The organism is Amycolatopsis acididurans, assembly GCF_012328925.1.
GTDB classification, from domain to species: domain Bacteria; phylum Actinomycetota; class Actinomycetes; order Mycobacteriales; family Pseudonocardiaceae; genus Amycolatopsis_E; species Amycolatopsis_E acididurans.
The window spans coordinates 1-22,386 of record NZ_JAAXLS010000025.1; the positions used below are offsets into that span (position 1 = coordinate 1).

The 22,386-nt window shown below is 70.4% G+C and carries 22 protein-coding genes; 15 read left to right on the forward strand and 7 right to left on the reverse strand.

The annotated features are described in order from the left end of the window. Positions 1-122 precede the first annotated feature (122 nt). From xseA to HFP15_RS27375, 5 genes are all read left to right on the forward strand, one after another. Complete coding sequence (xseA, locus tag HFP15_RS27355; protein ID WP_168519633.1) at positions 123-1,373, forward strand: exodeoxyribonuclease VII large subunit; 1,251 nt, start codon at positions 123-125, stop codon at positions 1,371-1,373. A 3-nt stretch (positions 1,374-1,376) separates the two neighbouring features. Further along, positions 1,377-1,772, forward strand: a complete 396-nt coding sequence (locus HFP15_RS27360; protein ID WP_168519634.1) for a hypothetical protein — start codon at positions 1,377-1,379, stop codon at positions 1,770-1,772. Then, positions 1,735-1,965, forward strand: a complete 231-nt coding sequence (locus tag HFP15_RS27365; protein ID WP_168519635.1) for an exodeoxyribonuclease VII small subunit — start codon at positions 1,735-1,737, stop codon at positions 1,963-1,965. Before HFP15_RS27360 ends, HFP15_RS27365 begins: the two co-directional genes overlap by 38 nt. 84 nt (positions 1,966-2,049) lie before the next feature. Then, positions 2,050-3,111 carry a class II fructose-bisphosphatase gene (glpX, locus tag HFP15_RS27370; protein WP_168519636.1) on the forward strand — a complete coding sequence of 354 codons (1,062 nt, stop codon included), beginning with the start codon at positions 2,050-2,052 and terminating at the stop codon, positions 3,109-3,111. Further along, on the forward strand, positions 3,108-3,986 hold the full coding sequence (locus HFP15_RS27375; protein WP_168519637.1) for a S1 family peptidase: 879 nt from the start codon (positions 3,108-3,110) through the stop codon (positions 3,984-3,986). The genes glpX and HFP15_RS27375 overlap by 4 nt, the downstream gene beginning before the upstream one ends. On the opposite strand, the gene HFP15_RS27380 is transcribed toward HFP15_RS27375, so the two are convergent. Continuing rightward, positions 3,987-4,961, reverse strand: a complete 975-nt coding sequence (locus tag HFP15_RS27380) for an NAD(P)/FAD-dependent oxidoreductase (RefSeq protein WP_168519638.1) — start codon at positions 4,959-4,961, stop codon at positions 3,987-3,989. 101 nt (positions 4,962-5,062) lie between these two features. On the opposite strand from HFP15_RS27380, the gene HFP15_RS27385 reads away from it, so the two are divergent. Together HFP15_RS27385 and HFP15_RS43965 are read left to right on the forward strand one after the other, a co-directional pair. After that, the gene (locus tag HFP15_RS27385) at positions 5,063-6,460 is read left to right on the forward strand and encodes a class II fumarate hydratase (RefSeq protein ID WP_168519639.1); all 1,398 of its coding nucleotides are present in this window, start codon (positions 5,063-5,065) and stop codon (positions 6,458-6,460) included. Between the two features lie 114 nt (positions 6,461-6,574). Next, positions 6,575-8,278 carry a PstS family phosphate ABC transporter substrate-binding protein gene (locus tag HFP15_RS43965; protein WP_168519640.1) on the forward strand — a complete coding sequence of 568 codons (1,704 nt, stop codon included), beginning with the start codon at positions 6,575-6,577 and terminating at the stop codon, positions 8,276-8,278. A gap of 1 nt (position 8,279) precedes the next feature. On the opposite strand, the gene HFP15_RS27395 is transcribed toward HFP15_RS43965, so the two are convergent. Continuing rightward, positions 8,280-9,008: a zf-HC2 domain-containing protein gene (locus HFP15_RS27395; RefSeq protein ID WP_168519641.1), complete on the reverse strand. Its 729-nt coding sequence runs from the start codon at positions 9,006-9,008 to the stop codon at positions 8,280-8,282. Positions 9,009-9,159: 151 nt separating this feature from the next. Between HFP15_RS27395 and HFP15_RS27400 the strand changes: the two genes are divergently transcribed. Then, positions 9,160-9,714, forward strand: coding sequence for a sigma-70 family RNA polymerase sigma factor (locus HFP15_RS27400; protein ID WP_168519642.1), 555 nt, complete (start codon positions 9,160-9,162; stop codon positions 9,712-9,714). Here HFP15_RS27400 and HFP15_RS27405 read toward each other — a convergent pair. Beyond that, positions 9,703-10,068, reverse strand: a complete 366-nt coding sequence (locus tag HFP15_RS27405) for a hypothetical protein (protein ID WP_210717944.1) — start codon at positions 10,066-10,068, stop codon at positions 9,703-9,705. The two genes, HFP15_RS27400 and HFP15_RS27405, sit on opposite strands and share 12 nt — an antisense overlap. Positions 10,069-10,335: 267 nt before the next feature. Here HFP15_RS27405 and HFP15_RS43970 point away from each other — a divergent pair, with 267 nt between their 5' ends. The 3 genes from HFP15_RS43970 to HFP15_RS27420 all read left to right on the forward strand — a co-directional run bounded on the left by HFP15_RS43970 (position 10,336) and on the right by HFP15_RS27420 (position 14,288). After that, positions 10,336-10,839: a DMT family transporter gene (locus HFP15_RS43970; RefSeq protein ID WP_312871770.1), complete on the forward strand. Its 504-nt coding sequence runs from the start codon at positions 10,336-10,338 to the stop codon at positions 10,837-10,839. After that, positions 10,740-12,215 carry an ATP-dependent DNA ligase gene (locus HFP15_RS27415; RefSeq protein WP_312871777.1) on the forward strand — a complete coding sequence of 492 codons (1,476 nt, stop codon included), beginning with the start codon at positions 10,740-10,742 and terminating at the stop codon, positions 12,213-12,215. The genes HFP15_RS43970 and HFP15_RS27415 overlap by 100 nt, the downstream gene beginning before the upstream one ends. 348 nt (positions 12,216-12,563) lie before the next feature. Beyond that, positions 12,564-14,288, forward strand: coding sequence for a hypothetical protein (locus HFP15_RS27420; RefSeq protein WP_246272084.1), 1,725 nt, complete (start codon positions 12,564-12,566; stop codon positions 14,286-14,288). Here the strand turns inward: HFP15_RS27420 and HFP15_RS27425 are convergent. Genes HFP15_RS27425 through HFP15_RS27435 form a run of 3 tightly spaced genes read right to left on the reverse strand, consistent with a single transcriptional unit; the run spans position 14,264 to position 17,881 of the window. Next, positions 14,264-15,649, reverse strand: coding sequence for a sensor histidine kinase (locus tag HFP15_RS27425; RefSeq protein WP_312871771.1), 1,386 nt, complete (start codon positions 15,647-15,649; stop codon positions 14,264-14,266). The two genes, HFP15_RS27420 and HFP15_RS27425, sit on opposite strands and share 25 nt — an antisense overlap. After that, complete coding sequence (locus tag HFP15_RS27430; RefSeq protein WP_168519644.1) at positions 15,646-16,317, reverse strand: winged helix-turn-helix domain-containing protein; 672 nt, start codon at positions 16,315-16,317, stop codon at positions 15,646-15,648. The genes HFP15_RS27425 and HFP15_RS27430 overlap by 4 nt, the downstream gene beginning before the upstream one ends. 37 nt (positions 16,318-16,354) lie before the next feature. After that, the gene (locus HFP15_RS27435; RefSeq protein ID WP_210717945.1) at positions 16,355-17,881 is read right to left on the reverse strand and encodes a CehA/McbA family metallohydrolase; all 1,527 of its coding nucleotides are present in this window, start codon (positions 17,879-17,881) and stop codon (positions 16,355-16,357) included. Positions 17,882-18,005: 124 nt separating this feature from the next. Here HFP15_RS27435 and HFP15_RS27440 point away from each other — a divergent pair, with 124 nt between their 5' ends. Further along, positions 18,006-18,611 (forward strand): MBL fold metallo-hydrolase, encoded by a 606-nt coding sequence (locus HFP15_RS27440; RefSeq protein ID WP_168519646.1) that lies wholly within the window; start codon positions 18,006-18,008, stop codon positions 18,609-18,611. Here HFP15_RS27440 and HFP15_RS27445 read toward each other — a convergent pair. Further along, positions 18,608-19,048 carry a DUF309 domain-containing protein gene (locus HFP15_RS27445; RefSeq protein ID WP_168519647.1) on the reverse strand — a complete coding sequence of 147 codons (441 nt, stop codon included), beginning with the start codon at positions 19,046-19,048 and terminating at the stop codon, positions 18,608-18,610. The genes HFP15_RS27440 and HFP15_RS27445 overlap by 4 nt on opposite strands. Positions 19,049-19,082: 34 nt before the next feature. On the opposite strand from HFP15_RS27445, the gene guaB1 reads away from it, so the two are divergent. The 3 genes from guaB1 to HFP15_RS27460 all read left to right on the forward strand — a co-directional run bounded on the left by guaB1 (position 19,083) and on the right by HFP15_RS27460 (position 22,383). Then, positions 19,083-20,522, forward strand: coding sequence for a GMP reductase (guaB1, locus tag HFP15_RS27450; RefSeq protein WP_168519648.1), 1,440 nt, complete (start codon positions 19,083-19,085; stop codon positions 20,520-20,522). 77 nt (positions 20,523-20,599) lie between these two features. Then, a complete protein-coding gene (locus HFP15_RS27455; RefSeq protein ID WP_168519649.1) occupies positions 20,600-21,577 on the forward strand; it encodes an ABC transporter ATP-binding protein in 978 nt (325 codons plus the stop codon). Further along, a complete protein-coding gene (locus HFP15_RS27460) occupies positions 21,574-22,383 on the forward strand; it encodes an ABC transporter permease (RefSeq protein ID WP_168519650.1) in 810 nt (269 codons plus the stop codon). Before HFP15_RS27455 ends, HFP15_RS27460 begins: the two co-directional genes overlap by 4 nt. Positions 22,384-22,386 lie beyond the last annotated feature (3 nt).

Genomic DNA, 22,386 nt, shown 5'->3' on the forward strand with positions numbered 1-22,386 from the left:
GGGCCACACGACAGCCCCCGCCCCCGCCGGGCGTGGCGTGACCGGGCGGGCGAGGCGAAGCTGGGCATGATGAGACACGGCGCCCACCCCACGGCCGTGGCTGCAGGAAGGACACGCGAAACGTGAGCAACGAAGCGGCGAAGGAACAGACCACCGCCGAGAATCCGTGGCCTGTGCGGACCGTTGCGCGCAAGATCGCCGACTGGATTCACCGGCTGGGCGCCGTGTGGGTCGAGGGGCAGGTCACCCAGATCTCCGCGCGTCCCGGCACGCAGACCGCCTTCATCACGCTCCGCGACCCCTCTGCCGACGTCTCCATGACCGTGACGTGCCCGACCCGCCTGCTCAAGGGCATCGATCCGCCGCTGCGGGACGGGGCCAGTGTCGTCGTCTACGCGAAACCGACCTTCTTCCTCGGCCGCGGCACCATCAGCCTCCGCGCCAGCGAGATCCGCGCCGTCGGCATCGGCGAGCTTCTCGCACGCATCGAGCGGCTGCGGCGCCTGCTGGCGGCGGAAGGCCTGTTCGCGCTCGAGCGTAAACGTAAGCTTCCCTTCCTGCCCAAGGGAATCGGGCTCATCACCGGTCGCGCGTCCGCTGCGGAGCACGACGTGCTCGCCAATGCGCACGCCCGCTGGCCCGCCGCCCCGATCCAGGTCGTCAACACCGCCGTCCAGGGCCCGACCGCGGTGCCACAAATCCGCAAGGCGCTGTCCATTTTAGACGCGGACCCGAACATCGACGTCATCGTGATCGCGCGCGGCGGCGGCAGCGTCGAAGACCTGCTGCCCTTCTCCGACGAGGCGCTCTGCCGCGCGGTCGCCGCCGCGGGCACCCCCGTCGTCAGCGCGATCGGCCACGAACCGGACACTCCGCTGCTCGACCACGTCGCCGACCTCCGCTGCTCCACCCCCACCGACGCGGGAAAGCGCATCGTGCCCGACGTCAAGGAGGAGACCGCCCGCGTGCACCAGATGCGCGACCGGGCCCGGCGCGCCCTGCACGGCTGGGTCGACACCCAGTGCCGCCTCCTCGACCAGCTGCGCAGCCGTCCCGTGCTGGCCGACCCGCTCGGGCCGATCGACCGGCGCGCGGCCGACGTCGAGACCCACCGCGAGCGCGCCCGCCGCGCGATGCTCAACACGCTGTCCCACGAACAGGCCGCCATCGCCTCCGCGCGGGCCCGTCTCACCGCGCTCGGCCCCGCCGCGACCATGGCCCGCGGCTACACCGTCGTGCAATATCCGGACGCGGCAGGCAACCTTCAGGTGCTCCGATCCATCTCTGAAGTTGCGGAGGGCACTCCGCTGCGCGTACGCGTCGTCGACGGCGCCGTGCACGCGACCGCAACTTCGACCGAACCAGGAGAGTAGGAAGTGCGCCCCACGTTCCTCCCGCTCACCACCGACGCGGCGACGCGGACCGGAGCTCACGTCGTGCTGCATCGCGCCGCCGAGGCCGACGAAGCGGCCAACGCCTGCTGGACCTCGCTGCTCGCGGGCTGCACGGGCGCCGTCCGCTGGGACCTCGACACGCGGTTGCGCCGGCTCTCCGAGGCCACGTCCGTGCACGTCGGCACGAAATGGTGGTTCGACGCGGGCGCCGTGCACCGGCGCCGGGTGGCGCACGCACAGGGCAGTATCGAGGGCGCGATCACCGAAGGTGACGGGCAGGAGTTCGCGCAGGCCTTCATGGGGTACGACCACGCGATGGCCAGCGCGCTAGTCTGCGCAGGTGAGCGAGGCCCCGGAAAACACCGAACTCGGCTATGAACAGGCCCGCGACCAACTGGTGGAGGTCGTGCGCGAACTCGAGGCCGGCGGGCTGTCGCTGGAACAGTCGCTGGCCCTGTGGGAGAAGGGCGAGCATCTGGCCAAGGTGTGCGAACGCCATCTGGAAGGCGCCAGGGAACGCATCGAAGCCGCCCTCAAGTCCGTCGAGGAGGACGAGGACGACGCGGAGTGAGGTTCACCATGTCCGGTGACGCCTGCGGGGCTGGCGCCGTCTGAGAGAATCGGTGTCCGCCCAGCATCAACCCGGGAGGCATCCATGTCGAGCGGCACCCCGTCCACCAGCCCCGCCCGCCGCAAGGAGGCGCCCGACCGCAACCTCGCGATGGAGCTGGTGCGCGTCACGGAGGCGGCCGCGATGGCCGCGGGACGCTGGGTCGGCAAGGGCGACAAGAACGGCGGTGACGGCGCGGCGGTCGACGCCATGCGCCAGCTGATTTCCACCGTCTCGATGCGTGGCGTGGTCGTCATCGGCGAGGGCGAGAAGGACGAAGCGCCCATGCTCTACAACGGCGAGGAGGTCGGCAACGGCGACGGCCCCGCGTGTGACGTCGCGGTCGACCCGATCGACGGCACCACGCTGATGTCCAAGGGCATGCCCAACGCCCTGGCCGTGCTCGCGGTCGCCGAGCGCGGGGCCATGTTCGACCCGTCCGCCGTCTTCTACATGGAGAAACTGGCCGTCGGCCCGGAGGCCGCGGGCACGGTGGACCTCGCGGCGCCGATCGCGGAGAACATCCGCCGCGTCGCGAAGGCCAAGCACTCCAGCGTCTCCGACGTCACGGTCTGCATCCTGGACCGGCCGCGCCACGAGCAGATCATCAAGGAGGTCCGCGAGGCGGGCGCGCGCATCCGGTTCATCTCCGACGGCGACGTGGCCGGCGCGATCGCCGCGGCCAGGCCGACCACCGGCGTCGACCTGCTGCTGGGCATCGGCGGCACCCCGGAGGGCATCATCGCGGCCTGTGCGATGAAGTGCCTCGGTGGCGAGCTGCAGGGCCGGTTGTGGCCGAAGGACGACGCCGAACGCGAGAAGGCGCTGGCCGCCGGGCACGACCTGGACCGGGTGCTCACCACGGACGATCTGGTCAAGGGCGACAACGTGTTCTTCTGCGCGACCGGCGTGACCGACGGCGATCTGCTGCGCGGCACCCACTACCGGGCGGGCGGCGCCACGACCCAGTCGATCGTGATGCGGTCCAAGTCGGGCACCGTGCGGCTGATCGACGGCTACCACCGGCTCACCAAGCTGCGTGCCTATTCGTCGATCGACTTCGACGGCAACCTCGGTGACGAAGACGAGATGCCGCCGCTGCCGTGAGGCGTGTCGTCATCATCGTCAGCTGCCTGTTCGGCGTACTCGCGCTGACCGTGCCCGCGCTCGCCGTCCAGCCCACGCTGGTCGGCGGTGTGAACGCCGACCAGCCCTACCCGTTCGTCGTGTCGTTGCAGGCCAGGGCCGGTGACCTGTTCTGCGGCGGCAGCCTGATCGACCCCTCCTGGGTCCTGACGGCCGCGCACTGCCTCACCGACCGGCAGCCCGCCGGGGTCACCGCGAGGGTGGGCAGCAACGACCGCACACAGGGCGGTGAGGTCGAGACGCCGGACAAGTTCGTGATCCACCCGGACTACAACCCCTCCGGCGCGGGCGGCGACATCGCGCTGGTGCACCTACCCAAACCGGCGAGCGCGGCACCGGTCGCGATCGGCACCGCGACCGACGTGGGCACCGCGGTGCGGCTGCTCGGCTGGGGCCAGACCTGCCCGGACCCGGGCTGCGGCGCCGGGCCGGCGATGCTCCAGCAACTGGACTCGCACCTGGTCGACCCGGCCAAGTGCACGGCCGCGTTCGATCCCAAGGTCGAGCTGTGCACGGACAGCCCGGACGGGAAATCGGGCGCGTGCTACGGCGACTCCGGCGGGCCGGAGATCGTGCGGGCGGACAACCGGTGGCTGCTGCTGGGCGTGACGAGCCGTCCCGGCGGCAACGCCGCGACCTGTGTCGCCGCGCCGTCCATCTACACCTCGGCCGTGGCCTACGCGCCGTGGATCTCCCAGCAGCTGGCACCGCCGCCGACGTCCACACCGAGCCCGACGTCCAGCCCGAGCCCGACACCCAGCCCGAGTGCCACGCCGTCGCCCACGCCGACCACGCAGACCACGCAGACCACGCAGACCACGACGACGAGCGCGTAGCTACTCGACGTTGCTGGAGTGGCCCGGGAACAGGTGCGCGTCCGGGTCGAGTGCGACCGCGATGTTGTTGATCGCCGTCGCCGCTTCGCCGAACCCGGTCGCGATGAGCTTGACCTTGCCGGGATAGGCGGCGACGTCGCCCGCCGCGTAGACCCGCTCACGAGCGGTCGCCATCCGGGAGTCCACGTTGATCGCCCGGTGGTCGATCTCCAGCCCCCAGTTCTCGATCGGCCCGAGATCGGCGGTGAACCCGAGCGCGGCGACGACCGTCTGCGCGGGCAGTTCGACCGGGGCGGAATCCTTGGCCTCGATCAGCACCGACTCCAGCTCGCCGTTGCCGCGCAGCTCGGTGACCTCGGCGTCGGTGATCATCCGGACGCCGAGGTCGCGTACCTCCCGCACGATGGAGTCCGCCGCGCGGAACTTCGCACGCCGGTGCACGAGGGTGACGCTGGCCGCGATCGGATGAAGGGCGAGCACCCAGTCGAACGCCGAATCGCCGCCGCCGACGACGATCACGTCCTGGTCGGCGTGCGCGGCCAGCGACGGCACGAAATGCACCATGCCGCGGCCGAGCCAGCCGTCGCCGGCGGGCAGCGGGCGCGGGGTGAACTCGCCGATACCCGCCGTGATCAGCACCGCCCCGGTGCGGACCACGTCGCCGCCGTCGAGCGTCACCTCCAGCCCGGACTCCGCCTGCGCCAGCGCTTCGGCCTTGCGGCCGAGCAGGTAGGTGGGATTCCACGGCGCGGCCTGCTCGACCAAACCCTTGATCAGGTCGCGGCCGCGTACGGCAGGGAAACCGCCGACGTCGTAGATCATCTTCTCCGGGTACATCGCGGTGACCTGCCCACCTGCCTCGGGCAGCGAGTCGACGACCGCCGTCGACAGCCCGCGGAACCCGGCGTAGTAGGCGGCGAACAATCCGGTCGGTCCTGCGCCGACGATCACCACGTCGACCGAAAGCGTGCCCATCCTGGCTACCGCCTTCCGTGATCGGGAACACCTCGATCGTAGTCAGCTCGCGTGCGCAAGCACACGAAGCGAGTTCGAAGCGGCTGCGCGAGACTGGCGTTATGGCTGAACAGGAATACCGGATCGAACACGACACGATGGGCGAGGTCAAGGTCCCCGTCGACGCGCTCTACCGCGCCCAGACCCAGCGAGCCGTGGAGAACTTCCCGATCTCCGGCCGTGGTCTCGAACGGGCCCAGATCCGGGCTCTCGGCCTGCTCAAATCCGCCGCCGCGCGGGTCAACTCCAAGCTCGGGGTGCTCGAAGCCGACGTCGCGAACGCCATCGCGGAGGCCGCCGACGAGGTCGCCGAGGGCAAGCACGACGCGCACTTCCCGATCGACGTGTTCCAGACCGGCTCGGGCACGTCCTCGAACATGAACGCCAACGAGGTGATCGCGACACTGGCCACCCGCAAGCTCGGCGTGGACGTGCACCCGAACGACCACGTCAACGCGTCGCAGTCGTCGAACGACACGTTCCCGACGACCATCCACGTCGCCGCGACCGAGGCCGTGCTCACCGACGTGATCCCCGCGCTCGACCACCTCGCTTCGGCCATCGAGCGGCGGGCGGCGGAGTGGCAGGACATCGTGAAGTCCGGGCGCACGCACCTGATGGACGCCGTGCCGATCACGCTCGGCCAGGAGGCGGGCGCGTGGGCCGCGCAGGTGCGCTACGGCATCGAGCGTCTGGAGTCGGGCGCGTCGCGGCTCGGCGAGCTGCCGATCGGCGGCACGGCCGTGGGGTCCGGGCTGAACGCGCCCGAGGGTTTCGGCGGGCAGGTGGCCGCGGAGCTGGCGAAGATCACGGGCCTGCCGCTGACCGAGGCCCGCGACCACTTCGAGGCGCAGGCGAGCCAGGACAGCGTGGTCGAGACCTCGGCGAACCTGCGCACGGTGGCGGTCTCGCTGAACAAGATCGCCAACGACCTGCGGTGGCTGGGTTCCGGTCCGCGCACCGGGCTCGCCGAACTGGCCTTGCCCGATCTGCAGCCGGGCTCCTCGATCATGCCGGGCAAGGTGAACCCGGTGATCCCGGAGGCGACGCTGCAGGTCGTCGCGCAGGTCATCGGCAACGACGCCGCGGTCGCGTTCGCCGGATCGCAGGGCAACTTCCAGCTCAACGTCAACCTGCCGGTGATCGCGCGCAACGTGCTGGAGTCCGCGCGCCTGCTCGCGGCCGTGTCCCGGCTGCTCGCGGACAAGGTGTTCGACGGCATCACCGTGAACACCGACCGCACCACGGCCTACGCCGAAGGCTCGCCCTCGATCGTCACGCCGCTGAACTCCTACATCGGCTACGAGGAGGCCGCCGCGGTCGCCAAGCAGGCGCTGAAGGAACTCAAGACCATCCGCGAGGTCGTCATCGAGCGCGGCTACGTCGAGCAGGGCAAGCTCACCGAGGCCCGGCTCGACGAGGCGCTGGACGTGCTGCGCATGGCGCGCGGCGGGAAATGACCGTCCGGGAGATGAACGCGCACTGAACGGATAGGAAAACGGCGCCGTCGCCGCTCACCCGAGGGATAGCGTTGGGCATTCTTCGCTTCGCTGGGGAAAGGATGCGCGACCGCGGTGGGCCTTGGCCAGTTGCTGAAATCGATCGCCGATCTGGCCGGCGCCCGCTTCGGCTTCGGCGGATTCGCGGCGGCCGCCGTTCTCCTTGTCGCCGGGTATCTGGTGGACACCTTGTGGGTGCGCAGAAAGCGCATTCACTGGCGGATCCAGTACAACTCGAAACTCGGCCTGATCCCGAACCACATCACCGATCCGCACCAGAGCTCGCCCGAGGCCAATCCGCAGATCGAGCATCTGGCCAAGGCGCTGGACCGGATGAGCATCGTCGTGATCCGTTTCCGCAACGCGAGCGGGTTCGACATCGACGCCGACCATTTCGAACAGCAACCCTATGTCCACTTCGGACGACGGGTCGTGTGGGACGCCCGCGTCTCCGATCCGACCGACGAGCCGCTGCGCGACCTGATCAGCGGCAACCTCAGCTTCTCCCGTGACGAGAGCGCCGCCGAGCCCGCGGCGAACGGGGCCGTGCAGCTCAACGGGGTGCGCGCCCGGCTGCCCCGGGTCCTTGCCCGGCTGCTCGGCCAGGAACCGCCGGTGGCCGACGAACCCGAGTGGCACGCCGTTCACCTGACGAAACTCTCCTTGAAGCGCAAGGAAAAGTTCAAGCTCCTGGTGGTGCTCGGGGAACCGGAGGACAACACCAGCGGGGAGATCAGCAAGGACGACATCAAGGTCAGCGGTCGGATCAAGAACGGCAAGTTCAGCGACGAACGCCGCATTCCCCGGTTCAGCTGGCCGAAGGCCTCACTGCTGGCCGGCGTGCTGGCCGCCGGTGCGGCGGCGACCGCACTGGTCCTCAGCATGGTCGTGGCGCCCGCCGCGCCCGCCGACGCCGCCCTCGAGTGCGGCAGCGGCGCCCTGCGGATCGTCGGTTCCAGCGCGTTCATGCCGATCATGGACCAGGTCCGGGCCGGGTACACGAGCCGCTGCCGTGACGCGACGATCAGCACCGAGGCCATGGGCAGCATCGACGGGGTGCGCGAACTGAACAAGCCGGGCCTGCGCGGCGATTCGCTGGCCGCGCTCTCGGACGGGCAGCCGACCTCCGAGCCGACCGCCGGCCTCGTGCCGCAGCCGGTAGCGGTGGTCGTCTACGGGGTGATCGTGAACAATTCGGCCGGTGTGGACCGCCTGACGTTGCGGCAGCTCCAGGACATCTACGCCGGCCGCTACCGCGACTGGAACGAGCTGCGGCCGGGCCCGTCGGTGCCGATCGACATCGTCGGGCGCGGCCAGGAATCGGGCAGCAGGCAGATCTTCGAAAGCCAGGTCCTGCACGGTTCCGAAGGCGAGCTGTCCTCGAACTCGTGCGCCCGGCAGGACCGGCCGGTGCAAGCGGCGACGACCCGGTGCGAACGGGGCAGCACGGCCGACGTGATCCAGCTCGTCGCGTCGACACCCGGCGCGATCGGCTACGCGGACGTCCCGGCGGTCGGCGAGGCCACCGCGAGCGGGCAGCCGCTGACCACGGTCAAGCTCGACGAGAGCTACCCCGACGTGTCCTACATCCCGCGCGGCTATCCCTTTTGGACGGTCGAGTACCTCTACACCAAGGGCACGCCGGAACCCGGATCGCTGCTGCGCAAGTTCCTTGGCTACCTGCGCAACGACAGCGCCCGCGCCACGCTGCAGGACGCCGGCTACACGCCCTGCATCGGCAAGGACGGGCTTGTTTCGCCCCTGTGCACGAAGCGCTGACTCACGCGACGTCGCGCCGGGCGGCCGGAGGCCTGCGCCAGTGCGCGGGCCGGACCGGGGCCGCTTCCTCGTGGCGCGGATCGCCGGTGCCGGTGCGCTCCCGCGTTTCGGTGGAGGCCCGGTTGCCCGGCCACGGCCATTTGCCTTCCCGTGAGCCGATCAGCACGGTGCACACCACGCCGAGCAGCATCGGCAGATGACTCGCGAGCCGGTACCAGCCGACGTTGCCGCCGACGACGTCGATCAGTGACAGCGTGACGAGCAGAGCCGCGAAGCTCAGCAGCACCGGCAGCTGGCTGCGTGCCCGCCGCGGCCGGGCCACGACCCACACCAGCGCGACGCCGACGGCGAAGTTGAACGCGGCCGCCTCGTGCTCCATGTGCGACCCGGGTGCGACGGACATCCCCTTCGCCACCGGCTGCGGCAGGAACAGCAGCGACACCACGAGCGAGAACTGCGACACCGCCGCGAACGCCAGCGCCCAGCGCGGCCAGTCGACCGGCGCGGGTTTACGCGGTGGCGCGAACCTTTCCAGGACGTGCTCGATGACATCCGGCGGCTCGACGGCACGTTCGATGCGCACCAGCCTGCTCACCGCCGCGGCGTCGTCCTGCCACGCGGTGCAGGCCGCGCAACTCGCCACGTGTGCGTCGAGCGCGGCGAGCGGGACGCCGGGGTCCTCGCCGTCGAGCGTGGCCGAGATCGCCTCACGCGCTGTCGCACAGTCCATACCGGTATTGTCGCGCGTGCCGCCGAAATAGTTCCCTCACCGTTCGCGGAAACCGCGATGAGGGCGATTTCACCAATCGGACACATGCCCTTGATTCGGTGTTTCACCGGCACCATAAAGTCCTCTGCACGAGGTTGGAGAGGACGCCGAAGTGGACGATGACGAGATCACCCGGTACGCCTTCCGTGCCGCCCGCGGCGACGAGGCGGCCGCGGAGCGATTCGTCTCCGGGACGCAGCGCCAGCTGCACCGGCTGCTGACCTACCTGTCCAGCCCGGCCGTCGCCGAGGACCTGATGCAGGAGACCTACCTGCGCGCGTTCGGCTCGCTGCCCGGCTACGAGGGGCGCTCCCCGGCGCGGATGTGGCTGCTGGCGATCGCGAAACGGGTCGCGGCCGACCACCTCCGCTCGGTCAAGCGGCGTCCGCTCAACAGCCTCGCCGAGGACTGGGTGGCCGAGGCCGAGCGGCAGGGCGCGCACACCCCGGATCACGGCAGGCTCGTGGTGCTGCGGCGGCTGGTCAACGAACTGGAGCCGGAACGACGCGAGGCGTTCGTGCTGACCCAGGTGATCGGGCTGTCCTACGCCGACGCGGCCGAGGTGTGCGACTGCGCCGTCGGCACCATCCGCTCCCGGGTGTTCCGCGCGCGGGAGGACCTGACGGCCGCCATGCGCAGCAACGAGCGGCACGCCTCAAACGGCTGATTCGAGCAGCTGCGTCGCGATGCGCCCGGCGTCGGCGACCGCGCCGGGCAGCACGCCGAGCGAGGCCGCCACCGTCGCGCCCTCCAGCAGGACGAACAGCGATCCCGCGAGCTCGGCGGGACGGCGCGGACGAGTTCGGTCAGGTAGCCCAGCATCCACCGCTTCTGCGCCTGGATCGCCTGCCGTCCCGGATGCGCGCCCTCGGGCAGTTCGGCGTGTGCGTTGACGAAGGCACGGCCGCGGGTTCTCCGTGAGCATCCACTGCTCCAGCGCGTCGAACACCAGCAGCGGGCGCCGTTGCGGTGTGGCGCGGCCGTGTTCGGCCACCGCACGGACGTGGGCGATCGAATCCACTCCGACGGCGTGAATTCCGTTGGCACTGGAGATCCTACGTGGACATTCGGACTGAGCGCCGCGTTCGTGCTGACCTGGAGCTCGGGCTTCATCGGCGCCTCGCTCGGCGCGGGCTCGGCGGCGCGATCGCGCCGCCGGCCTGGCGTTTCCTGGCCGCGGGCCTGCTGTTGCTCGCGTGGCGGCGGGGCACCGCGCTGACCGGCAGGCAGATCGCCGTGCAGGCGGGGCTCGGCCCGCTGTCCCAGTCCGACCGCGCTCGGCCAGTTCGTGCTCGGCGAACGCGCCGGGCCCCGACGGTGGATCGGCCTGGTCATCGGGCTCGCGGGAGTCGCGCTCGTGGTGGGCGGCGACCTGGCAGGCCATCCGGGCACGCCGGTGTGGGCGTACGCGCTGCCGTTCGCCGCGATGCTCTCCCTGGTCGCGGCCACGCTGGCCGAGCGCAAGACCCCGCCGGCGCCACTGGCCGACTCGCTGCTGGTCCAGTGCCTGACCCCGGCCACGATGCTGCTCGCGTGGCCGATGTCCGGCCAGCACCTGACCGGGCGCGGGCTGCTCGGCCTGCTGATCTGCCTCGCCGGGGTCGCGCTGGTGCTGCTCCCCCGGAAATTGTCGGTGGGTGCGGGCATGATGGGCCCATGCTCCTCGCCGACGTCGTCGCCACCTCCGCGGCGCTGGCGGCCACCCGCTCCCGCAAGAGCAAGATCGCCGCGCTCGCCGAGCTGCTCACCCGCGCCGGGCCCGGCGAACTGCCCGCCGTCGTCGCGTTCCTGACCGGGCAGCCGACGCAGGGCCGTATCGGCGCGGGCTGGCGCACGCTGGCCGAGCTCGGCGCGGCGCCGGCCGGTGCGCCCGAGCTGACGGTGGCGCAGGTCGACGCGGCGCTCGGCGAGGTCGCGAGCGCCAGCGGCAGTGGTTCGGCCCAGCGGCGCACCGTCGCACTGCGGGGGCTGTTCGCGCGCGCCACACAGGACGAGCAGCGGTTCCTGTTCCGGCTGCTCACCGGCGAGCTGCGGCAGGGCGCACTGGAAGGGGTCATGGTCGACGCCATCGCGACCGCGGCCGCGGTGCCCGGCGAGGTGGTGCGGCGGGCGTTCATGCTGTCCGGACGGCTCCCGGTCACGGCTTCGGCGGCGGTCACCGGCGGCGAGCGGGCGCTGGGCGAGTTCCGGCTGGCGCTCGGGCGGCCGATCCGGCCGATGCTCGCCTCCCCGGCCGAATCACTGGAAGAGGCGATCGCGGAGCACGCCTCCGCGATCGTCGAGTACAAAATGGACGGTGCGCGCATCCAGGTGCACCGCGAGGGCGACGAGGTGCACGTGTACACGCGCACCCTGCGCGAGATCACCGGTTCGGTCGGCGAGCTGGTGGAGCTGGTGCGCGCGCTGCCGTGCCGGTCGGTCGTGCTCGATGGCGAAACCCTCGCCCTGTCCGACGACGGCAGGCCGCGCCCGTTCCAGGAGACGATGAGCCGCTTCGGCAGCACCCGCGACGAGCAGGTGCGGGCGCTGCTGCTGCGGCCGTACTTCTTCGACTGTCTTCACCTCGACGGCGAGGACCTGCTGGACGCCCCGTTGCGGGAGCGCAACAACGCACTGCGCACGGTGGCTGGCGCACACCTGATCCCCGGCGAGTCCGAGCCCGGCGCCCCGGCCGAGATTCTGGAGTCCGCGCTGGAGGCAGGGCACGAGGGCGTGATGGTCAAATCCCTCGATTCGCCGTACGCGGCGGGACGGCGGGGCCGTGCCTGGTTGAAGGTCAAGCCGGTGCACACGCTCGATCTGGTGGTGCTGGCCGCCGAATGGGGCCACGGCCGTCGCACCGGGTATCTGTCCAATCTGCACCTCGGCGCACGCGATCCCGACGGCGGCCCGCCGATCATGGTCGGCAAGACGTTCAAGGGCCTGACCGACGAGCTGCTGGCCTGGCAGACCAAGACGTTCCCGGAGCTGGAGACCCGGCGCGACGATTGGACCGTCTACCTGCGCCCGGAACTGGTCGTGGAGATCGAGCTCGACGGCGCGCAGGTCAGCACGCGCTATCCCGGCGGAGTCGCGCTGCGGTTCGCGCGGGTGGTGCGCTACCGGCCGGACAAGCAGGCGCACGATGCCGACACGATCGACGCCGTGCGCGCGACCCTGAAGGGCTGACTGCTCGTAGATCTTCACACAGGCCGCTTCGGCGCGCGTCTTGCCGTTGTGCTTGACGATCGCGCCGCACACCTTCGAGTTGTTCTTGAAGTTTTGTCGACATAGACACCGTGGCTGTTGTCGTACACCGACGTGCACAGGATCGCCGGCTTGCCGTCGAGTTCGCTCTTGGTGCAGCCCTGCGAGTTGGCGCTCGCGGTCGGCGCGGCGAAGGCGGTCGCGCCGACCGCGATCCATCGCCTGGCTCCACGCCGGGAGGCCTTACTCCACAAAGGACTGGGGCGTTTCGTACACAACTAACGATCGACTGTCACAGAACTGGGACAAACCGGCCCTAGGTTCACAGCCATGGCGATTGTCACCGCGCTCGAACCTGCTCGCAGAACGGAGCCCGGGGACCCGCTCAGACGCCCGCGACGGTGGCCCGCCGTCGTCGCCGTACTGGCCGGGGTGGCGTTGATCGGCTGGCGGGCGGCGCGGTACGGCCGGTGGCTCGTGGACGACGCGGCGATCACCTTCGCTTACGCCCGCAACATCGCCGAAGGCCTCGGCCCGGTCGCACAGCCCGGACTGGCCCCGGTCGAGGGCTTCTCGAATCCGACGTGGACGGCCCTGCTCGCCGTCGGGCGCCTGCTCGGCCTGTTCGACCGCGGCACGTTGTTCGGCGTTCCCGACTACGTGGTGTTCCCGAAGGCGCTGGCCCTGTTGTGCTGCGCGGGAATCCTGGTCGCGATCCACGCCGCCGCAACCCTCGTGACACGCAAGGCGTGGCTGCTCACCCTCGGCGCGGGCGCCGCACTCGCCGCCGTTCCGTCCTTTGTGGTCTGGTGTTTCTCCGGAATGGAGAACTCGCTGTTCGCGCTGGCCGCCACGGTGCCGGCGGTGGTCGTCTTCCGCGCCGTGCTGCTGGGCAGGCTGCTCACGGCGAAGGTCGCGGTGATCGCCGGGCTGCTCGCCGCGGCGGCGGCGCTGACCAGGCCGGACGGCGCGATCTACCTGCTCGTGTACCCGATCGTCGTGCTGATCCACCTGCGCCGCGGCAAGATCAAGGACAGCCTGCGCGGCGTCGCGTTCTCGGCGGCGGCGTTCGCCGTGCCGTTCGGTGGCTACGTGATCTGGCGGTGGTTCGAGTTCGGTCGGCTGGTGCCCAACACCGCGATCGCCAAATCGCAGGACCTCCCGCAGCTGAGCCAGCTGGTCCGCGCCGGCGACCTCGTGCAGTACGCGGGTGCGTTCGCGGTGCTGGTCTTCATGGTGGCAGCCGGGCTGGCCATGTCCCGGTCCTCATGGTGGCGCGACGGGCTGTGCACATTGCTGGTGCCGCTCGGCCTCGCGCTCACCGCGTACGCGGTGATGGAGAAGGACTGGATGGGCGAATACCGGTTCGCCACGCCGGTGTGGCCGCTCGCCGCGCTGGCCGCCGCGCCGGCGCTGACCGAGGCACTGCGCGGGGCCGGGCTGCGCGGCCGGATCCTGCTTTCGCTCGCGGTCGTGGTGGCGCTGCTGCCCTCGGGTTCGGCGCTCGCCTCGGCGGGCGAGAAGTTCCGCACCACGCCGACATTGCCGATGTGCTTCATCGCCGACCGGTTCGGCCGCATGTTCAACCAGTACGCGGACATGCTGGACGTGAGGCAGGGCTCGATACTGGAGCCCGACCTCGGCGGCAGCTCGCTGACCAGCAGGCTGCCGATCGTCGACCTCGCCGGGCTCACCGACCACCGGATCGCCGACTACTTCCACGACGGCGACAAGGCCGGGGTACCGGAGTACGTGTTCGAGGAGGTCAAGCCGACGTTCATCCACTTCCGGATGTACTGGGGCGCGGTGACCGGCCTCGCGAACGATCCCCGGCTCACCCGTGACTACGTGCCGCTCTACGTCTACCCGGCGCCTGCCGAGTACGGCGGCGACTTCGTCCGCAAGGACGCGGTGCCCAGCGAAGCCAAGCTCGCCGCCGCGCGGGAGTACGCGTCGACGATGATCCCGCAGGTCGAGGGCAACATCTACACGTGGCCGCGCCGCTCCTGCGGCGACACGCTGCGCCCCGGTCAGACGTCCGTCGCACTGCCATGAGGTGCGCGCGGGATCGTGACCGTGAAGACGGCGCCGCCGGAGTTCGCGACCGTGATGTGACCGCCGTGCGCGCGGGCGTTCTCCAGTGCGATGGCCAGGCCCAGCCCGCTGCCGTCGGTGGCGGAGCGGGCCCGGTCACCACGCACGAACCGGTCGAACACCAGCGGCAGTAGTTCTTCGGGCACGCCGGGACCGGAGTCGGCGACGCGAATCGTGACGGTGTCCGCGTCCGTGCCGTCGATGGTCACGGTGACCGGTGGGGCGCCGTGCTTGAACGCGTTGGCCAGCAGGTTCCGCGCGATCGTGTGCAGCCGGCGAGGATCCCCGGTCAGTGCGAGATCGCCGCGCGTGCGCAGCTCGACCTCACCGCCGGTCAGCTCGATCGCGTCGCGCCACACATCGGCGAGGTCGAGGTGGTCCGGCCGGAACTCGGCGACGCCCGCGTCGAACCGGGACATCTCCAGCAGATCCTCGATCAGGGTGCCGAGCCGCCGTGCCTGCACCCCCATCAGCTGCGCGGACCGGTGCCCCAGTTCGGGATGGTCGAGCCCGTCGGCGGCGGCCACCATCGCCGCGACCGGCGTGCGCAGATCGTGCGCCGCGTCGGCGACGAACCGCCGCTGCTGCTGGTCCTTGGCCCGTAGCTCGGCGATGGACTGTCCGACCTGTGCCGCCATGGAGTTGAACGAGCTCGCCAGTTCCGCCAGCTCGTCGCGGCCCCGCACCGGCACCCGGATGTCGAGCGCGCCACGCCCCAGCTGCCGTGCCGCGTCCGCGACGGCCTGCACCGGCCGCTGCAACCGCTTCGCCGCGACGAGTGCCGCGCCGACCCCGAGCGTCGCGACCACGATCGCGATCATGGACAGGCTGCGCCGCAGGGCGATCAGTTCGTCCTCCAGCGGCTGCATGTTGTAGAACTCGACCAGCACCACGTAGGGCGTCGTGGTGCCGGCGAACACGACGAACGGCTGGTTCTCCGGTTCCCACATCACCGGGCTCGACGAGTCCACGGCGGTGTCCACCAGCCACTCCGGCACCTCGACCGGCGACGGATCGCCGACCCTGTTCGCGGGCAGGCCGGGTACCCGCTCGAACAGGCACCACGTGATGCCGCGCTCGCGGGACATGTAGCCCTGCACCAGTTCGGCGGCGCTGTCCCCGCCCGGCACGTACTGCGCGACGAACTTCGCCTGGATCGCGTCGGACCGGAAGCTCGTGCGGGCGGCCGCGATGAACCGGTCCCTGGTGGTGCTCGCCTGCAATTGGTAGGCGGCGAAGGCCACCATGACGGTGGCGAGCACCGTCACGAGCACGACCGCCGCGGCGATCCTGGCCCGAAGTCCGAAGTAGGGCCTGCTCACGGTTTCGTGAGCCGGTAGCCGAGCCCGCGAACGGTTTTGAGCAGGGCGGGATTGGCGGGGTCACGTTCGATCTTCGCGCGCAGCCGCCCTATCGCCGCGTCCACGAGCCGGGAATCGCCGACGTAGCCGTAGTCCCAGACGCGTTTGAGCAGCGTCTGCCTGCTCAGCACCTGCGCGGGATGGCTCACGAACTCCAGCAGCAGCTTGAGTTCGGTCGCGGTGAGGTGCAGTTCCTCGCCGTCCGCGGTGACCGTCATCGCCGCGGTGTCCACGACCAGGTGCCCGACTTGGACGGTCTGGTCACGCTGCTCGGACGTGACGCGCCGCAGGATCGCCTTGATACGCGCGTCGACGACGCGTGGTTCGGCCGGTTTGACGACGTAATCGTCGGCGCCGCATTCCAGGCCCACCACCACGTCCACCGGATCGCCGCGCGCGGTCAGCAGGATGACCGGGACGAGGCTGCGTGCCCGGATGCGCCGGCACACCTCGAACCCGTCGACCCCGGGCAGCATCACGTCGAGCAGCACCAGGTCGAAGTCGAGCGCGGTCTCCAGCGCCTGCTCGCCCGAACCGGCGACCTCGACCTCGTGACCGAGGCCGCCCAGCGCGAGTGAGAAGGCCTCGGCGAGCGCGTCGTCGTCCTCCACCACCAGCAACCGCGGCATCCGGCCCCCCGTCGATCAGCCAGGGGCCACAATACCGTCAGCGTTCACCGAGGAAGATCGGGTTGGTCATGGCCGCCATCGCGCCGAAGTTCAGATCGGCCGAGAGTGCGGGCGATCCGGCGCTGCCATCGGCCTTGGGATGCCGCACCTCGGCCCGCACGTAGGCCGACACGTCCGGGGTGGTCGTCCAGTTGACCGTGCCCTCGCCATCGGCGGGCAGGCTCGTCTGCAGGATCTGCCCCTCGTCGGTGATCAACCGCACCGTGCCGTTCGGCACGCCCTTGACCTCCAGCCGCACACCGACCTTGTCCCCGGGTGCGACGTCGAGGCGCTCGCCGATCCCGGCGGACTGGCCGCGCGGTCCGGCGGCGGCGAACGACAGGTTGACGTCGGCGGATTCGGCGAGCCAGTTCCGGCCGGCCTTGATCCCGGCCAGGATCGCGTCGCGGGTCAGCGCGTCGGCGAGCACCACGTTCTGGGGCAGGCCGATCACGTTGCCGGGGTTGTGCGCGTCGCTGTTGCCCATCGCGGGCAGCCACTGGGTGCCGCGCTTCACCGACTCGACGAGCATGTTGTCCCAAGTGGACACTGTCGCGTCGTCGTCCCAGGTCCACGGCCCGTTCCACACCTCGACGGCGTCGAAGTCGGAGTACCCGAACTTGAAGTTGCAGGCGACCCACGGGCAGTACGGGTGCGCGGCGACGGCGAGACCGCCCGCGCGGTGGATGTCACGCAGGTAGCCGGAGATCTCGCCGTCGCGTGCGCGGTAGCGCCAGTCGATGAACTGGCCGGGCTCGATGCCGAGCGCGAGCCAGTGGCCGTTGCGGGTGGTGACCTCCTCGCCGAGCATGATCAGCAGATCGGAGCCGGCCAGCGGCCCCCACACGCCGTGCGAGGACGTCGTGTTGTGGTCGGTGGAGGTGATGAAGTCGAGTCGTGCCTCCCTCGCACCCGCGGCGACCTCCTCGGGCAAACGTTTGCCATCGGAGTAGACCGTGTGCAGGTGGCAGTCGCCGCGATACCAGGCGCGGCCACGGCCGCCCGCCCGCGTCGCGGGGTATTTCGGCTGGTACGGCGCGCCGGGCGGGCCGTGGGTGAGCGTGACCTCGACGTGGTAGTTCATGCCCTGCGGTGCGACCTGGTACGGGCCGAGCGCGACGTTCCAGGTGCCCGGCATGACATCGCCGGGCAAATAGCCGGGGGTGGCCTCGCCGCGGCTGATCGAGAAGCGGTCGCGGAAACCGCCGGACCAGCCGCGGAAACCGGTGCCGCCGAGGCCGGTGCCGCGCGCGTCGAACACGCCGATATCGCAGGAGTTGCCGGGCGTGCCACTGGGCACCGACGGCTTGTCGTAGCTGTACACGACGGAGATCTGGCTGACCCCGGAGGGCACCTGCACGGGCAGGTAGACGAAGTCCGGCACCCCGGGATCGAGGTGACCGGTGATCACCTTCGTCTCGGTCTGCCCCTCTGCCGCCTCCGCGAACGCGACGGGCGCCAGCGCGACCCCGGTGCCGATTCCGGCCGCGGCAAGGAAACCCCGGCGCGATACCCCGCAATTCATGCACATGCCCGCACGTTTTCAAGCACCGGTGAAGGTCGCGAACCGATCAGTGGTCCGGCGGGTGTCGTTCAGCTGAATCTCGAAGGCTCGCGCGAGGTCACGGGAGCTGGTAAGTGTCGTGAGCATGACGGCCAAGGTGCAGAACGTGGTGACCTCAGGCGTTTTCCAGCTCGACGGCGGAAGCTGGGACGTGGACAACAACGTGTGGCTGATCGGCGACGACCGCGAGGTGTTCGTCATCGACGCGGCGCACGACGCGGCCGCGATCGCCGAGGCGGTCGGCGACCGGAAGGTGCGGGCGATCATCTGCACGCACGCGCACAACGATCACGTCAACGCCGCGCCGGAGCTGGCCGAGCGCACCGGCGCGCCGATCCTGCTGCACCCGGACGACCGCGTGCTCTGGGACCTGACGCATCCCGATCAACGGCCGGACGCGGAACTCGAGGACGGGCAGATCCTGACCATCGCGGGCACCGATCTGTCCGTGCTGCACACGCCGGGGCACGCGCCCGGCGCGGTCTGTCTCTATTCGCGTGAGCTGGGCACCGTGTTCACCGGCGACACCCTGTTCCACGGCGGCCCTGGCGCGACGGGCCGGTCGTACTCCGATCACCCGACGATCGTGAAATCCATCAAGGAGAAGCTGTTCGCGCTCCCGGACGACACCGTGGTCAACACCGGCCACGGCGAGTCGACCACGATCGGCGCCGAGAAGGCGAACGTCTAACGCAGCCGCGGCATCGGGCGCGAGAACATGTCCTCGCGCACCCACTTCACGAGCGCGGCCACGTCGAGACCGTGCGGAGCGCTGGACGCGTAGGGCTCGATCGCGTCGGCGCCGCGGTTCAGCAGTGACACCGCGCCCTTCTCGTTGCCCCGCGCGGCGTGGGTCAGCCCGACCGCCAGTTGCGCGAGGCCCTTCCACAGGCCGCGCTCGGCCCCGTCGGTGCTCTTCCACGCGTCCTCGAAGACCTCGTGCGCGTGAAACGGCTTGCCCTCGTCGAGCAGGCGCTGCGCCTCGGTCAGCGTCTCCTCGGCGGTCCGGACCACACCCTCCTGCTGTCGCGGCACCCCCTCCGCGCCGTAGGGCAGCGGGCGGCCCAGCCCGTCACGCGGCCGGGCGTTGCGTGCCCGGCCCTGCTCATCGCGGTCCCGGTCCGACATGCCCCGATTCTGACATGACGTATTCTGGGGACTCGTGCGCTTCATCGATGGCCACGGGCCCGCCCACGATCTGACCTACGACGACGTGTTCCTCGTGCCGAACCGTTCGCACGTGGAGTCGCGTTTCGATGTCGACCTCGCCACCGTCGACGGCACCGGCGCCACCATCCCGATCGTCGTCGCCAACATGACCGCCGTCGCCGGCCGCCGGATGGCCGAGACGGTCGCCCGCCGGGGTGGGCTGGTCGTGCTGCCGCAGGACGTCGACCCGGCCGCGGTCGCCGACATCGTCGCCTGGGTCAAGAGCCGCCACACGGTGTGGGACACCCCGCTCGTGCTCGGCGGCGGTGACGCCGTCGCGGACGCGCTCAACCTGGTCGGCAAGCGTGCGCACGGCGCCGTCGTGGTGGTCGACGAGCAGGGCCGCCCGGCCGGGATCGTGGACGAGACCGCGTGCGCCGGGGTGGACCGGTTCGCCAGGCTCGCCGAGGTCGCCGAGCCCGCCGCCGTCACCTGCCCGCTGGCCACCCCGACCCGCGAGGTCTTCGACCGCCTGCACGAGGCCGGCGCGCGGCTCGCGCTGGGTGTGGACGCCGAGGGCAAGCTGGCCGGAGTGCTCACCCAGACCGCCGCGTTGCGGGCCGAGATCTACACCCCGGCCGTGGACGCGCGCGGGCAGTTGCGGGTCGCGGCCGCGATCGGCGTGAACGGCGACGTCGCGGCGAAGGCCGAAGCGGTGCTCGCCGCGGGGGTCGACGTGCTCGTCGTGGACACCGCGCACGGCCACCAGGAGAAGATGGTCGCCGCGCTCAAGGCCGTGCGGTCGGTGTCGCCGAAGGTGCCGGTGGTGGCCGGCAACGTCGTCACCGCCGACGGTGCGCGGGACCTGATCGACGCGGGCGCGGACGTGATCAAGGTCGGCGTCGGCCCCGGCGCGATGTGCACGACGCGGATGATGACCGGTGTCGGCCGCCCGCAGTTCTCGGCGGTCGCGGAGTGTTCGGCCGCGGCACGGGAGCTGGGCAAGCACGTGTGGGCCGACGGCGGAATCCGTCACCCGCGCGATGTCGCGCTGGCGCTGGCCGCCGGGGCGTCCGCGGCGATGGTCGGGTCCTGGTTCGCGGGCACGCACGAGTCGCCGGGCGATCTGCGCTACGACGAGCACGGCCGCCCGTACAAGGAATCCTTCGGCATGGCCTCCAAACGCGCCGTCGCGGGACGCACGCGCAGTGACGATGTGTTCGACCGTGCGCGCAAGGCGCTGTTCGAGGAGGGCATCTCGTCCTCGCGGATGCTGCTGGACCCGGCTCGGCCGGGCGTGGAGGATCTGCTCGACTCGATCTGCTCGGGTGTGCGTTCGGCGTTCACCTATGCCGGTGCGCGCGATATCGCGGAGTTTTCCGAGCGCGCGGTGCTCGGCGTGCAATCGGCGGCCGGTTTCGCGGAAGGGCGGCCGTTGCCGTCGGGCTGGTAGAAAAGCGGCTTTTGCCGCATTCTTCTGGCAGAGAAAATACATGTGCCGAATAGGATCCGGCTCCTATTCTGGGGCACATGACTGACGCCGTCGTCGTGGACGATCTGGTCAAACGTTATCGCCGAAATGCCCCGCCCGCCGTGGCCGGACTGAGCTTCACCGTGCCACCGGGCGAGGTTTTCGGCCTGCTCGGACCCAATGGCGCGGGCAAGACCACCACCGTCGGCGTGCTGACCACGCGGGTGCTGGCCACGTCCGGCCGAGCCCTGGTTTACGACGTGGACGTGCGGAAATCGCCGAGTCAGGCGCGGCAGTTGCTGGCCGTGGTGCCGCAGCGGAACAATCTCGACCGCTCATTGTCGATCCGGCAGAATTTGATCTTTCACGCCATTTATCACGGAGTCGGCCGGGCGGAACGAAATCGCCGCGCGGACGAGATTCTCGATCGGATGGGTCTGACCGATCAGGCCAGCGCACGGCTGGATTTCGTCTCCGGCGGGCAGTCCCAGCGTGTGATGATCGCGCGCGCATTGATGCACCGTCCGAAGGTGCTGTTCCTGGACGAGCCCTCGACCGGCCTGGACCCGCAGGCGCGGCTGTTCGTGCACGAGCGGGTCGCCGAACTGCGCGACGACGGGGTCACCGTCGTGCTCACCACGCACGACATGGACGAGGCGGCGAAACTTGCCGACCGGGTGGGCATCGTCGATCACGGCAAACTGCTGGCGCTCGACACACCCGAGGCGCTCACCAAATCCCTGCCGGGCAGCACCACGCTCAGTGTCACGGTCAGCACCGGGGGCCACGCGCCGGACCTTCTCAGCGACAGTCTGTCCACAGTGGATGGCGTGGAACGGGTCGAGCGGATCGCGGGCGGGCCCGATCCCGCCGACATGGCGCAGTTCCGGCTCTACACCGGCTACGAGCCCGCGGCCGTGCTGCCGCCGGTGCTCAAGACGCTCGCCGGACTCGGTTGCGACGTCAGCGATCTGTCCATCGGCACGCCGAGCCTGGAGGACGTGTTCATCCGCCTCACCGGGAGGGAGCTGCGATGACCACCGTGGAACTGGAGATTCCCCGCGCGGGCGCGGGAGTCGCGGCACGCACCTTCTTCGCCGTGTTGTGGCGGGACACGTTCGTCACCGGACGCGAGCTGCTGCCGTTTCTCGCGCAGGTCGTGGTGCAACCGTTCTTCATGCTGTTCATCTTCGGCAAGGTGCTGGCCGGGATCGGTTACGTGCAAGGGAACTTCGCGCAGATCCTGCTGCCGGGAATGGTCGCCCTCACCGGGTTCCTCACCGCGCTGCAGAACACCACGATGCCGCTGATCCTGGACTTCTCGTGGACGAGGGAGATCGAGGACCGGCTGCTGGCGCCGATGCCGATTCCGTTGGTGGCACTGGAAAAGATGGTGTTCGGCGCGCTGCGCGGGATCGTCGCGTCACTGCTGATCGTGCCGATCGGCTATCTCATCCTCGACGGCATCGACTGGCCCGCCTCAGCCTGGCCGGGCGTGCTGGGCCTGATCGTGCTGGGCTCACTCGCCGGTGCGGCGATCGGCATGACGGTGGGCACGCTGGTCAATCCGCGGCGGATCCAGATCATGTTCGCCGTCGTGCTCATGCCGCTGATGTTCACCGGTTCCACGCAGTTCCCGTGGCATGGCCTGACGCACCTGCGCTGGTTCCAGGTGATCTGCGCACTCAACCCGCTCACCTACGTCAGCGAGGGCATGCGATCGTTGCTGCTTCCCGGGCTCCAGTCGATTCCACTGTGGATCGACCTGCCGGTGATCGTGGTCGCGTTCGCGGTGTTCGCCGCCATCGGTATCAAGGGCTTCCTGCGCCGCGCGATCGACTGACCT